Genomic DNA, 13,896 nt, shown 5'->3' with positions numbered 1-13,896 from the left:
CGGATTTATCCCGAGCGGCCAAATGTTCATCGAGCGCTGCGTGCGTCGTTCCGAACGGCGCAAGGGATCGCTCGCTTCCCTTGCCCGTGTCTGCGCCCGTGCCCGCGGCCCGTGACTGCACCAGTCCGGCCGAAGGGGGTGTTTCCGACGAGACGGACAGGAGATTCCCGTCTGTTCGCATAGTCTTGAAGACGCTAGATCGCTCCGGATGGAGCTCCGCTGTGCCTCGACCTCTGCATGTTTCAACCGCCCAATACCGTTCGAACTGCTGGAATGATAAGGCCCAGCGCCCGGTGCGCAGCTAGCACGTTGGTGCAAACCCACTGCGCTTAGGTGTTACGGTGCTCATCTAGTCAGCGTACCGGCAGCGTTATCCTAATCATTTTGAAAGGCGCGCTCCGCCGCAGCCGAAGCCGCGGCGCAGATGATGTCCCAGGGCATCGCCTTTGCGCTGTCGCCCGTTCAGTGATGCGCCCGGAATGCGTTGGATCGGGAAACGTGCTGCAGACCGCTGTCCTCGGCAAAGGCTCTCGTGCTGGCGCGCAATCGGCCGATCAGTTCGAGCTGCCGCTGCAGCGTTTCCATCCGCCTGCCATAGTCCTTCAATGATTGTGCCAGCCCTTCGATCTGGTCGGGAAGCCACGCGTCCTGCGCTTCGTCCTCATAGTATTGCTGGGCGAAGGCCGCGCTGTCCGCCGCGCTCTCGTAACGTTGCTGCAGGCCGAACCGCTCCGAATGGAGCCCGGCTTCCAGCTCGTCGAGCGTGGCGAGGAGACGGCCAAGGCGCTGCATGTCCGTCTGCTGGTCGCGACCCTTGCCACGCATGCGAAAACCGATCTGCATCAGGGCCTCCTCAGGGATCGTTTCTGAGCTGTCTGGCAGCCGCTGCCGGCGCCCGCCCGCCGCGCGCCCGGCCGGCATGCGCCGGTTGAGGGGCGGGGCGCAGCACGTGCTGCTGCCGCCTGCGGTCGAGTTCATGGTCGATGATGGCCTGCATCCGCCGTTTGAAGTTCGCTTCGCTGAACTCCTGTGCGTGGGCGCGAATCAGGTCCGGCCGGAAGGTCGTCTCCATGCGTTCGAAACGCTCGACGGCCGCGATCAGGCCGTCCTCGGACTGGTCGTCGAACAGGATTCCCGTGTGATCGGCGACGACGCTGTCCATGATGCCGCCGCTGGCATGCGCGATCACCGGGCGTCCGCTTGCCATCGCTTCCACCGGAACGATGCCGAAGTCCTCGGTGCCGGGGAACACCAGCGCCCGGCAGCGGGCGAGCTTCTCCTTGAGGACGGGGAAGGGCGCGCGGCCGAGAAAGGTGACCGTCGGTCCGGCCATGCGTTTCAGTGCAGCCATTTCCTGTCCCTCGCCGATCACGACGAGGTTGCGGCCCATGCGGGTGAAGGCCCTGACCGCCAGGTCGACGCGCTTGTAGCCGACGAGCTGACCGGCGGTCAGGTAGAAATCCTCGGTTGCCGCCACCGGGGCGAAGTCGTCGACCGAGACCGGCGGGTTGAGGACCGTGGCCGTGCGCCGGTAGTATTTCTCGATGCGGTCGGCGACGTGCCGGGAATTCGCCACGAAGGCATCGACGCGGGCACTGGTTGTCACGTCCCACACCCTCAGCGCGGGAGCGATCCACGGGAGCAGGAGCCTCGTGAGAACGCCGGAGCCGGCGCGGTAGAAATGGTAGTGATCCCACAGATAGCGCATCGGTGAGTGGCAGTAGCAGATATGGGTGGCCTGCGGGCTGGGGGTGATGCCCTTGGCCGGGCCGGACTCGCTCGAAAGCACCAGGTCATATTGCGACAGGTCCAGGCTCTCCAGGGCGAAGGGCATCAGCGGCAGCAGCGATTGGTAGTGCCGCCTGGCGCCGGGAATCTTCTGCAGGAAGGAGGAGGTGATCCTGTGTTGTCGGATCTTGTCGGAGATCTTCTCGTGGTCGCAGACCAGGGTGAAGATGTCGGCCTCCGGGTACAGGTCGCAAAGCGCCTCCACGACCTTTTCGCCGCCGCGCATGGACACCAGCCAGTAGTGAACGATCGCCACGCGCAATGCCGTGTCTCTCCCGTTGGTTCGATCGTGGATGTCTCCTGCCGATCATGGCGGGAACGGCCGGCGCGGACATGCCGTCTATCCGGCTCGGGGCGTGGCTGAACGGAGGAGCCGGCCGCTCAAATGGCCTAGGCCCTCATCCGATCGTGCCGCGCGGTGCCCGCCGAGGCAGGTCCTCTCCCTCGAATATGGGCCGCGCTTAGGCCGGCTAGCCGAAAGGAACTAGGCGAAAAGCGCCGGGACGGTATTTACCCGGAGCCGATTCGACCGATGATCAGCAAGCGGGAGGAGGCCGGGGACGCTCCGGACAACTGCAAATTCTGGCGCGAATTCCGGCGTGAATTCTGGCGGAGGCATCGGACAGGCACATGGCGAGAACCGGGGTTGGGCTTGTGCGCGCAACAGATGTGACGGGACAAGGCGGGAGGTTGGGCCGGCTGCTCGCCGCAGCCATCGGCGCGCTTCTCGGCCTGTTCCTGGTTTTCGGCATATCGATCGCGCAGGCGGATCAGGCGAATGAGGCCGGGGATTTCCGGCTCCTGCCGCAGACCCGCGTCAAGGTCGCCGTGGTCGAATGGGTGGAGGCCCAGGGCGAGTATCGCGAATGGACGGCGCTCAACGGCGAGTACGCCGTTTCGAAGTCAGGCATGATCGCGCTGCCGCTGGTGGGCCAGACGGTGGCCGCGGGACTGACCTCCGAGGAACTAGCAACCGCGATCGCGGATGCGATCCAGCGCAAGACGGGTCTTGTCAGCCCGCCCTCGGCGATGGTCGAGGTGGTTCGGTATCCTTCCGTCTACGTCAACGGCAGCGTCGACCGGCCCGGCGAGTTCGAATATCGGCCCGGTCTGATCGTGCTGCAGGCCGTGGCGATGGCCGGCGGGCGCATGCGCCGTTCCGATCCTGCGGGCGGGTACTCGGAACTCGAGCAGATCCGCTACGCTGGCGAGTTGGGGCGCATCGACCTGGAACTGCTGCAGCGCCGGGCGCGGCGCGCGCGCCTCGAGGCGGAGCTTGCCGACCGCGCCGAAGTGGACTTCGCTTCGGCGCTCGCCGATGCGCCGTTTGCCGGGCACGCAGCCCAATTCGCGAAGGATGAGGATGCCGTCTTCAGGGCGCGCACCGAAGCCTATGAACGGCAACTCGCCTCCCTGACTGAGCTTGGAGCGCTGTTCCGCGACGAGATCCAGGTTCTAGAGGAGAAGATGACCGCGCAGGACCGGCAGATCGCCATCGCCGAGGACGAGCTGAGCGACATCGCCAAGCTGGTCAAGAGCGGCACGGCGACCAGGTCGCGCGAAACCGGCCTCGAACGCGTCGTCGCCGATCTGCAGAGCAGCAGGCTCGACCTGACCATCGCGTCGATGCGCGCCCAGCAGCGGCTCTCCGAGACCGACCGCGATGCGCTCAGCCTGAAGGGCGCGCGGCGCACGGAGATCGGCACGGCGCTGCAGGCCGTCAATCTGGAAATCGACGATCTCACGCTGCGGCGCGGCGTCACCGAACAGCTCCTGCAGGCGACCGGCGCTTCGCTCGGCAAGCGGCAGGATCGCGCCCTGGAGCAGCAGCCCCTGCGGTTCACGCTGATCCGTGCTGGAGCGGAGGGAGAGCGTCAGCCGGCCTCCGAAACGACCCTCCTGCAACCCGGCGACGTTCTGGAGGTGCATCTCGATCTGGTCGGGGCGTCCGCCCCGCCGCTCGCCGCCGCGGCCGGCCGGCAATCTGCACGCACCAGCACCCGCTGAAGCGACAAAGGGAACGGAACGAAACATGGTGGTCCAGGAAATCCGAAAATTCCCGAGCGGCGACTATGCAAGGCCGGGCAACGACCTGCCGGCGGAGTACATCTCCTTTCGCGACATCTGGTCCTTCCTGCGCCGGCACATGCTGATCCTCGCGCTGATGACCGGGCTGGGCGCTGCGCTCGGCGCGCTCTACATCGCCAAGACGCAGCCCACCTATTCGTCCATCGCGCGCATCGTCATCGACCGTGAGCAGGGTCGTATCGCCTCTCAGGATGCTTCGACCGGGACCATCATCATCGAGACGGCGGAAATCGCCAGCGAGGTGGAGATCGTGAAGTCCGAGGCGATCGCCCGGTCCGTCATCAACGAACTCAACCTTACCGAGGACCCGGAAATCCGCGACAGCACCTCTTGGCGCTCGATGGTGCGCGGCGCATTCGCCTCGCTGGGGGCCTTCTTTGGCGGTTCAGAGGAAGGCGCCGGTGAAGAAGCGGGACCGCCCGACGAGGAAGACATCATGCGCCGCACCATGGCAGGCTTCCTTGGCCGGGTCTCGGTGCGCCGCGTTGGCCAGTCCTATGTTCTGGAGATCGGCTACACCTCGACCGATCCGGTCAAGGCGGCGCGCGCGGCGAACGCCATCGCCAACACCTACATGCGCTCGACGCTGGACGCGAAATCCGAGACCATCGCGCGCGGCGCGAACTGGATCCAGGACAAGCTTGTCGAGATCGGCAGGCAGGCGCACGAGGCGGCGCTCAGCGTCGAGCAGTTCCGCAACAGCAACGACATCGAACAGATCGGAACGGCCACCGCCCTCGACCAGCAGCAACTGGGCGAGATCAGCGCGCAGCTCCTGGCGGCTCGGGCGAACACCGCCAGCGAAGCGGCGAGGCTCGAAACCACGAGCCGTCTCCTGGAGGGCGACCTCGCCGATGGCTATGTCGCCGAAGCACTCAACAACGCCGAGATCAACCGCCTACGCGGGGAACTCGGCGCCGCGCGGACCAGGCTCGAATCTCTTGGCGGCCGCTATGGCGCCGACAGCACGCCGGCGCGTGCCGCGCGGGACGAGATCACCCGCCTCGAAGGGCAGATCAGAAGCGAGCTGTTGCGCATTCAGGGCGTCTACAAGGCGGCGCTGGATACGGCCCGTTCGCGAGAGGCGCTGCTGGAGGCCGAATTGGAAGAGATCAGGGGCGGCGTCTCGCGGAGAAATCTGGCGCGCGTGGAACTGACCGAGCTGGAAAGCCGGGCGACCACCTATCGGCGCATGTATGAAAGCGTGCTGCAGCAGCTGATCACCACATTGCAGAAGCAGTCCTTTCCGATCGGCGACGCGCGGATGGTGACGGCCGCGACACCCCCGCTTGCGAAGAACTGGCCGAAGACCACCCTGATCATGCCTCTGGCGCTGGTCCTCGGCTTCGCCGGCGGCCTTGGCCTGGCGGGCCTGCGCGATGTGTTCGACCGGCGCATCAATTCGGGCGAAAGGCTGGGGCGCGAACTCGGCCTGCCGACGCTGGGCTATGTCCCGTTCACGCGTTTTCGCAGCGGTGCGATCGCCGGGGCGACGACTGAGCCGGCCGCGGCGCTGCGCTATGTGCTGGACGCTCCGTATTCCGGGTTCTCCGAGGCGCTCCGAAGCGTGAAGAATGCAATCGACGCCGCCTTTCCCGCCAATGGGCCGATCATCGTCGGCGTGACTTCGGTCGGTCTCGGTGAGGGCAAGACCACCATCGCCACCAATCTCGCCCAGCTCTACAGCAATGAGGGCGTCGCGGTGGTTCTGGTCGATGCCAGCTTTACCAGTCCGAGCATCAGCCGTCTCGCCAAGGCGCGCGGTCATGCCCTTGGTCTTTCTGTCTGCGGAACGCCGGCCGCGCCGGCCGTGATCGAGAACGACGAGAAGGCCTCGAAGCACAGGTCGGGTGGTGACGGCGACACGGCGGTTCGGGAGCGGCCGACGGTTGTGCACGAGCAGGCGTCGTCGCTGGAGGACCCGCCGGTCCTGCCCGTGCTGACGGTGGAGCAGATCAAGCAGGCTGCGCATCCGGGGCACCGCTACGGGCACTTGCCGGCCCTGAGGCAGCAGCTCGAGACGCTGCGCGGCCGCTACAGCGTGATCATCGTCGATCTGTCGACCTTCGCGACGTCCGCCGATACGCGGGTGATCAGCACGCATCTCGACGGGATCCTGCTCGTGCTCGGCAACCGCCGCAAGATGACCGTCGAATGGCTGGCGGGCGCTCTGGCGACCTTCGGCAAGTCGCGCGTCGGCCTGCTGGGCGTGGTTTTCAACCGCACGCTCGGACCGCGGCGCCTGCCCGCCGCCGCCCTGGGTGGTCTGTGGCCGAACGGGTGGCGCGATGGAAAGGCCTGAGCCTCGCAACGCATGCCCGCGTCTGGCCGTCGGCATCGCCACGACCGGTCGCCGGGGGATTCTTCGGGCCGCCTTGCCGCATCTGCTGCGCCAGGCAAGGCCGGCCGACATGATCGTCATCTGCGCCGCCGAGGAAGCGGATGTCGATCGGGCGGCGCTCGGCGAGATCGCGACCCGCACCCGCATCATCTTCGCCGAGCGCGGCCTGTGTCGCCAGCGCAATGCCATACTGGCCCATGTCGATGAGGCCGACATTCTGCTGTTCCTCGACGACGATTTCCTGATGGCGTCCACATATCTGGCAGAGGTGGAGCAGCTCTTCGCGGCCAACGCCGATCTCGTGATGGCGACGGGCAGGGTCGAGGCGGACGGCATCTCGGGGCCGGGCATCGCGCTTTCGGACGGCCTGCGCCTGCTCGATGGAAGCGGATATGCGGCGGGTCCCTCGCACGAGAACCCCGTCTACAGCGCCTACGGCTGCAACATGGCGGTCCGCATGGAAACGGTCCGCAGCCATTCCCTTGCGTTCGACGAGAACCTGCCGCTCTACGGCTGGCTTGAGGATGTGGACTTCAGCCGCCAGATGGCGCGGCACGGGCGCATCGTCCGCTCGGACCGGCTGCGCGGCGTCCATCTGGGCACCAAGTCCGGCCGGACTTCGGGCGTCAGGCTCGGCTATTCGCAGATCGCCAATCCGATCTATCTGATGCGCAAGAAGACCATGAGCTTTCGCCATGCCGCGCCGCAGATGGCGCGCAACCTGGCCGCCAACACGCTGCGCCTTGCCGCGCCCGAACCCTGGATTGACCGGCGCGGGCGCCTGCGCGGCAATCTGCGCGCCCTGGCCGATCTCGTCCGTGGGCGGCTCGCCCCGCAGAACGTCAGCGCGCTGGAGTAGAGGACGCCATGCGCCCGGATCGCGTCGTCATCATCAACGACCGCTCCGCCGATGTCGGCGGCGCCTCGAACCTGTCGCGCCTGTCGGCGAGGATGCTGCGCGAGGCGGACATACCGGTGACGTTCTTCGCCGGCGATCGCGCAACGGGTGAGGCCGATCCGGACAGCGTCAATCTTGGCGGCGCACCGCTGTTGCAGCAGGGGCGCATCTCAGCGGCGACGCAGGGACTCTACAACCGGCGCGCCTGCGCCGGGCTGGAGGCATTGATCGATCGCCTCGATACACCCGGCACCGTCTATCACGTTCACGGCTGGTCGAAGATCCTCTCGCCGTCGATCTTCCGCCCGCTGGCGCGCTTGCGCGAACGGGTGATCCTGCACGCGCACGACTATTTCCTGGCCTGCCCGAACGGCGGGTTCGTCAACTATCCGCGGTCGTCCGTCTGCGACCGCGTTCCCATGTCCGCCCCTTGTCTCACATCGCAATGCGACAAGCGCGGCTTTCACCAGAAAGCCTGGCGCACGGCACGCCACGCGCTGCTGCACCGCCTGTTCGACATGCGGGCGATGCCCGCCAACATCGTCCTCGTTCACGACCGCATGCGGGACTATTTCCGGCGTGCGGGCATCGACACGCGGCGGATGGTCACCATCCGCAACCCGGTGATGCCCTTCCTTCGGGCCGGGACGGAACCCTGGCGGATGGGCGATTTCTTCTTCATCGGCCGGCTGGAACCGGAGAAGGGATTTGAGGACGCCGCCGCCGCCGCGCGGCTGGCCGGGGCGAGGCTGCACGTGATCGGCGAGGGGGCGGGCAGAAGCCGTCTCGAATCCGCCTATCCGGAGGTGGTGCTGCATGGGTGGCGCACGCGCGACGAGATCGCCGCGCTGCTGCGTTGCGCGCGCTGCGTGGTTGTCTCCTCGCGTGTCCCCGAGCCTTTCGGCCTGGCAGTGCTGGAAGCGGCCGGCAGCGGCATACCGGTCATCCTGCCGGCGGAGGCCCTGTTGAGCGCCGAGATTGTCGCTTCCGGCGCCGGCCTGCGGTTCCCTGCCGGCGACATTGGCGCGCTGGCGGCAGCCATGCGGACCCTGTCGGCCGACGACGCGGCGGTCGAGCGGATGAGCGGCAGCGCGCGCCGCGCCGCGGGGGAGCTGGCGCACACGCCGCAAAGCTGGGCGGCAGCGCTGATCGCGCTCTATGCGGGGATCGTCGAGAATGCGGCGGCATCCGCTGCGCGTTCCGATCTGGACAGGAGCAACCCGTTCGCCGGGTCCGTCCCTGCTAATCCTTTTGGGCAGCGGACCGGCGGGTCCTCCTAGGGAAGATTAGGCCGGCGGAGAAGAAGCTTAGAGGCGATGAAAAATTAAGGGAGAGACCATCGAAATATCTCTGAATATACACCATTAGAGTTATATCACGTATTTTAAAGGGAATATAATATTTGTCATGAGAGGCGAGGTTGTAGGAAAATTGTCTTAGGGGCTGTTACATGCTGTATGCCTTTGATAGTTCCATTAAAGATGAAATAAGAATTGGAAAGACAAGGAAATACCGTGCGTATTTTTTAATCAAAAGGTTGTCGGATATTTTTGCAAGTATTTTCGCAATGCTGTTTTTTCTTCCAATATTCCTGATTGTCTTTGGCTTTCTTCTCATTCATGACGGCGGTCCGGTGATCTATCGTCACAGGCGTATCGGGCGCGGGGGCAGGCCGTTCGATTGCTTCAAGTTTCGTACCATGCGGCGCGATGCCGACAGGGTTCTGGCAGAGCTTCTGAGTGCCGACCCCTGCGCGCGCCGCGAATGGGAACAGCAGCACAAGCTGCGCAACGATCCGCGCATCCACCGTCTCGGGCGGTTTCTGCGCATGTCCAGCCTGGACGAGCTGCCGCAGTTCTTCAATGTGCTGCGCGGCGAGATGAGCATCGTCGGTCCACGACCGATCGTCGAGGCCGAGATCCCGCGCTATGGCGAGCGCATCTACGATTACCTGTCGATGACACCGGGCATAACGGGGCTCTGGCAGGTCTCCGGCCGCAGCGACACCTCCTACCAGCATCGCGTCGACCTCGACAGCCGCTATCGGGAGACCTGCTCGCTGCTGCTCGATCTGAAGATCATCTGCCGTACGGTGATCGTGCTCCTGTTCGAGCGCAATGGCTGCTGACGGCGGGAGGCTTATCGCAGGACCAGATAAAGGACGACGATCCAGAAGAGGAGGCAGAAGGCGATGACCAGCCATCGTACCAGCGTTCTGGTGCTCAGCGCTTTCAGGGGTCTCGCCAGCAAACCGCGGCTTAGATGATTTTCCTTGCTTGCGTCTCGGGCCATTTGCTCGCTGTCCGAAGGATCCGGGGCAAACCGCACATCGCACATGCCCCCATGGGCGCTCTGTCGGCTCGTCAGTCCATACGCAGGTAACGCAAAGCTGCAACCACAATTGGGCAATCACACGATGCGGCCAGATTTTCAGCGATTTTACCGAAACCGGCGGCGAATCACCGAGGACCACGGCAGAACCCTAGCCGATCGTCCCACTGCCGTGAATAGCGCGTGCGGGCGGGCCTGCGGGGCGGCCGTCTGATGGACGTCGATACGCGCCCGCACCGCGAAGCGCCGCCGAAGACGCTTTTCGGCCTGCCGCTGCCCGGCCTGCTGGGCGGAGGGCTCTGGGCGCTGGCGGCGAAGCTCGTCACCCAGGTGGCGCAACTCACGGCCTTCATCATGGCGGCGCATCTCCTGACGCCGGTCGAGTTCGGCTTCTTCGCCTTCACCTCCGCGATGACCATCTTTCTCGTCGTGGTGGCCGAGGGTGGCTGGGCCGAATACATCATGAAATCGGAAGAGGATCCCGGGCGCTGGCGGCAGGTGGCGAGCGTGTCGCTGGGCAGCGGCCTGTTGCTGACCGCGGTGGGGCTTGCCGCGGCCGCCATCCTCTACTTCTATCTCGGAAAGCACTGGGAAGGCGGCCTTCTGGCCTTGTTCAGCCTGTGGATCCTGCCCTCGTCCCTCACCGCCGTCTATGACGGGGTGCTGGTCAATCGCGGCATGCTGCACCGGCAGGGAATGATCCGGATCGTCGCCGAGACCGGAGGACTCCTGGTCACGGTAGGCGGGCTTCTGGCGGGCTGGAACGTGGTTGCGCTGGTCGCCGGACGCCTTGCTCTGCAGGCCTTGGTCCTCGGCGGGTCCGTGGCGGTCGTCGGCTGGATCGCGCCAGCCCTGCCGGGGCAGGCCTTCATGCGTGAGCTGTTCCAGTTCTCGCGCTACATCCTCAGCAACCGGATGATCATCTTCCTGCGCTCCTATTCGGGAACCCTTGCCGTCGGCAGCTTCCTGGGACTTGCGGAGGCGGGCTACTACCGCGCCGCCGAACGGATCGTCGCGGCCTTCTCCGAGCTGATCGGCGAGCCGGCGCGGATGCTGGCCTGGATCGTCTTCCGCCGCGCGCATTCCGGCAAACCGGAGGCGAGGGGCAGCGCCGCCGGGACGGCCGGCGTGGGCAACTGGTTCTTCCCGGCGCTGTTTGCCGTTTCCGCACCGGTCTATCTCGGACTGGCTCTGGTGTCCGACAACCTCATCCACCTGGCGCTCGGCGCGGACTGGGCGCCGGCGGCGCTGGTGGTCGGCATTCTCGCCGCCAAGCAGCTCCTGCTGGTGCCCAGCTATGTCACCGAGCCCTTGCTCGCCGTCCGGGGAGCGGTCAACCGGCTGCCACCCGTTTCGCTGCTGAACGGCGCCGTCTCGGTGGCGATGGTGCTGATCACGGCGCCGTTCGGCTTTGTCTGGGTGGCGGTCGGCCAGTGCGTCGCCGCGGCGATCGCGCTCGCCACCTCGGTCTGGCTGCAGGCACGCTATGGGGGCATCGAATGGGGCCGGGTCCTGCGGAGCAGCGGTTTCGTGGCGATCGCCGCCGTGGTGATGCTCGCCGCCGTCCACTATGTCCGGATGATCGCCGGGCAGGCTGGACTGTCCGTGCTTCAGTCTTTCCTGGCGCAGGTGCTCATCGGCGGGCTGGTCTATGTTCCGGTTCTCGTCCTGTCATGGAAATGGGTCGGCGCGGCGTTGCCGGACCCGGCGGCGGAGAAGCCGTGATGAGGGACCAGCTTCGCCCCCTCAAACGGCGGCTCTCGGCAAGCCTGCGTTCCTCGCTGCTGCCGCTGCAGATCGCGCAGGGGCGCCTGCGCGGCCTGTCCCCGGTTCCGTGCCGCTTCTCCGGCGCCTACCCCTCCCATGAGGTCGCCCTGGCCGCCGCGCGCCGCTCCGGACTGGCCGGCTACGACCATCCGGAAGTGGCGGAAGTCGCCTTCGAGGCCATGTGCCGGATCGCGCCCTGGGATTATCCGGTCCTGTTCTGGCTCCGCCGGCTGCAGGGGGAGGTGACGTCGCTGGTCGATGCCGGCGGGCACATGGGGACCAAGTACCGCGCCTTCCGCGACGCCCTGCCGATTGCGGAAACCTTCCCGTGGACGGTCTACGACCTGCCCGCCATCGTCGACGCCGGGCGTCGGCGCGCCGAGGCCGATGGTCTTCACGGCCTGCGTTTCGTCGATCGGCTCGAAGAGGCAGGCGCGCCCGACCTCTTCCTCGGCTCGGGCCTGCTCCAGTATCTGGATGCGCCGCTGCCGGCGCTGATCGCGCGGCTGAAGGCGCCGCCGCCGCACCTGCTTCTCAACAAGGTGGCGCTGCGCAGGGGGCCGACCGTGGTCACGCTCGAATGCATAGGAAGCGCGCGCGTTCCCTATCAGATCCGCAATGAGGACACGTTTCTGGCGTCCGTGGAGGCGCTCGGCTACCAGATGATCGACCGCTGGAGCATTCCTTCGCTTTCCCATGTCATCGACACCCATCCGGAGCTGGGTTCCAGCGAGAGCGCCGGTTTCTATTTCCGCAGGGCCTGAGGCGCCGCGCGGACCTCAGCCGCGGCGGGGCGCTGCAGGACGGTCCTCAGGTGATCGGCGAGGCGCATCGTCATGGCGACGATCATCAGCGTCGGGTTGGCGTGTCCGCTGGTCGGAAAGACCGAGCTGCCCGCGATGTAGAGCCCGGCCATGCCATGCACGCAGCCGTTCGGATCGACGACGCTCGTCGCCGGGTCTGTTCCCATGCGGGTGGTGCAGGCCGGATGCGCCATGTCGCTGAAGGGCGCGCGCTTGAAGTCCTCGTCGAGAACCCAGGACTCCATTCTGGGCTGCGGCAGGCCGACCCTCCAGAACTCCGCCGAGATCAGCTCGGCGAGCCGCGCGACGCTGGCGATCTCCATCCAGCCGATCTTCCAGTCGACGCGGGCGAGCGGCATGCCGAGGCGGTCCCGCCGAGTCGACAGGGTGACCCGGCTTTCGGGGTTGGGACGCTGCTCGACCATCGTGTCGAAACGGATCTCGTCGATCTTCCGCGGCAGCCCGCGCTTCATGATCAGCCGGCGCCGCAGCCCCGAGGCGAACAGGCCGGGATCCGACAGGACGGTCCGAACGTCGCGCCACCGCGTCGCGGCCGCGTTGCCCCGAAGCCGCTTCAACGCCAGCCATGGATCGTCGGCGGACAATGTCTGCACGGGATAGGCGGCGCAGTTGAGCAGGTTCTCGCGCCGTTGCAGGCGTGGGCTGAGCGCCAGGCCGCGCAGATAGAAATGCGTGGCCCGGCCATGCGTCAGGCCGTAGAACCCGAAATGCTCGGCGATCTCGGCGATCCGCGCCCTGTCGAAACGGGCGACCACCGTCCGCGGATGATCGGCCAGATAGCGGCCGACCACATCGCGCGCATTGCCGATACCGTCCTTGCAGACGTCGTTCGAGGCCAAAAGCAGCCGCGCGTTCTCGATCCCCCCGCAGCACAGCGCCATCACCCCGGCCGTCACGGTCGCCGATGCGCCCTCGAGCGTGCGCGCCTCCAGCGACGCGATGCGGTGACCGCTTTCGTCGGGAATGAGGCGGGTCACGGTGGCGTGCGTCAGGATGTCGATGGTCCCGGCCTGCATGTCGCTGGCGAACCCGGCAAACCGCAGCGGTTCCCCCCGGCGGCCCCTTCCATGGCTGAACTGCCAGAAGAACGTGCGCAGCAGGTCTACATTGATGCCGAGATCCGCCGGTGGCGATGTTAGGCGGCGGCAGAGGGAGGCGTCATAGAGGTTCGGCCCGAGATTGAGCATCTCCGCCGCCCGGTCCAGCGCGTCCACCAGCGCCGCCCGCGGCATCGGCCAGCCTGAACCCGGAACCCAACTGCGCTCGGAGAAGTCGATCTCGTCGAAGGCGGCGCATTTGCCGACCCATGTATGGCTGCTGCCGCCGACGAGGCGGTTGCGCAGCTCGAAGGGCGGGACGTCGTTGAGCCAGGCCAGCTCGCCCGTATAGCCGCGCGACAGTGCCATCGTGTCGCGCTTGCCGGGGTCGCCGACATTCTCCACCCGGTTGAGCGCCTGGACGCCCTGTTCGAAGGTTTCGCCGCCGCTTTCCACGATGAGAATGCGGGCCCTGGTGTCGGCGAGTTCGCGGGCCAGCGTCAGGCCGGCGGGACCGGCACCGATGATGACGAGGTCCGCGGTCAGCCGCGTTCCCGAGGGCATCGATCGCAGATCGAGAAAGGTCACATCCGCCCCGCTTTGGCGTCTCGCCGACGCCCGGTCCCGGCATTCGTTCGTCCGGGAAACACCGCAGCCGGCAAGAAAGCGCGCTGCGGTTTCGTTGAAAAATCCCGCGACAGGGTAGCAAATCGCGGGATGTCGTCGAAACTGGCCAAATTAAATAGAAGAAGCGGCTTGCTAATGTTTTTGGCCATCGCAAGGTAGAAGTGTTGTCATCCGCGTAGATCATTGGCCTATTTG

At 66.2% G+C, this 13,896-nt stretch carries 10 protein-coding genes; 7 read left to right on the top strand and 3 right to left on the bottom strand.

Going from position 1 to position 13,896, the window contains the following annotated elements; translation table 11 throughout:
- Nucleotides 1-462: 462 nt before the first annotated feature.
- The gene (locus NA2_RS12515) at nt 463-843 is read right to left on the bottom strand and encodes a hypothetical protein (RefSeq protein WP_008597294.1); all 381 of its coding nucleotides are present in this window, start codon (nt 841-843) and stop codon (nt 463-465) included.
- Between the two features lie 10 nt (nt 844-853).
- Complete coding sequence (locus NA2_RS12510; protein ID WP_008597293.1) at nt 854-2,050, bottom strand: glycosyltransferase; 1,197 nt, start codon at nt 2,048-2,050, stop codon at nt 854-856.
- A 428-nt stretch (nt 2,051-2,478) separates the two neighbouring features.
- On the opposite strand from NA2_RS12510, the gene NA2_RS12505 reads away from it, so the two are divergent.
- From NA2_RS12505 to NA2_RS12470, 7 genes are all read left to right on the top strand, one after another.
- Nucleotides 2,479-3,795, top strand: a complete 1,317-nt coding sequence (locus NA2_RS12505) for a polysaccharide biosynthesis/export family protein (RefSeq protein ID WP_008597292.1) — start codon at nt 2,479-2,481, stop codon at nt 3,793-3,795.
- 25 nt (nt 3,796-3,820) lie between these two features.
- Nucleotides 3,821-6,178: a GumC family protein gene (locus tag NA2_RS12500; protein WP_008597291.1), complete on the top strand. Its 2,358-nt coding sequence runs from the start codon at nt 3,821-3,823 to the stop codon at nt 6,176-6,178.
- On the top strand, nt 6,165-7,076 hold the full coding sequence (locus NA2_RS12495) for a glycosyltransferase family 2 protein (protein ID WP_040677722.1): 912 nt from the start codon (nt 6,165-6,167) through the stop codon (nt 7,074-7,076). Before NA2_RS12500 ends, NA2_RS12495 begins: the two co-directional genes overlap by 14 nt.
- Before the next feature lie 8 nt (nt 7,077-7,084).
- Nucleotides 7,085-8,395: a glycosyltransferase family 4 protein gene (locus NA2_RS12490; RefSeq protein WP_008597289.1), complete on the top strand. Its 1,311-nt coding sequence runs from the start codon at nt 7,085-7,087 to the stop codon at nt 8,393-8,395.
- Between the two features lie 170 nt (nt 8,396-8,565).
- Entirely contained in the window at nt 8,566-9,243 is a 678-nt protein-coding gene (locus NA2_RS12485) for a sugar transferase (protein ID WP_040677720.1), read from the top strand.
- A 416-nt stretch (nt 9,244-9,659) separates the two neighbouring features.
- Nucleotides 9,660-11,171, top strand: coding sequence for an oligosaccharide flippase family protein (locus NA2_RS12475; protein ID WP_051011638.1), 1,512 nt, complete (start codon nt 9,660-9,662; stop codon nt 11,169-11,171).
- Nucleotides 11,171-11,977, top strand: coding sequence for a methyltransferase, TIGR04325 family (locus NA2_RS12470; RefSeq protein ID WP_008597285.1), 807 nt, complete (start codon nt 11,171-11,173; stop codon nt 11,975-11,977). Before NA2_RS12475 ends, NA2_RS12470 begins: the two co-directional genes overlap by 1 nt.
- Here the strand turns inward: NA2_RS12470 and NA2_RS12465 are convergent.
- Nucleotides 11,959-13,662 (bottom strand): GMC oxidoreductase, encoded by a 1,704-nt coding sequence (locus tag NA2_RS12465; protein WP_008597284.1) that lies wholly within the window; start codon nt 13,660-13,662, stop codon nt 11,959-11,961. The two genes, NA2_RS12470 and NA2_RS12465, sit on opposite strands and share 19 nt — an antisense overlap.
- Between the last annotated feature and the right edge of the window lie 234 nt (nt 13,663-13,896).

Source organism: Nitratireductor pacificus pht-3B, assembly GCF_000300335.1.
GTDB lineage: Bacteria > Pseudomonadota > Alphaproteobacteria > Rhizobiales > Rhizobiaceae > Nitratireductor > Nitratireductor pacificus.
This window is presented reverse-complemented; position numbering and strand designations above follow the sequence as displayed.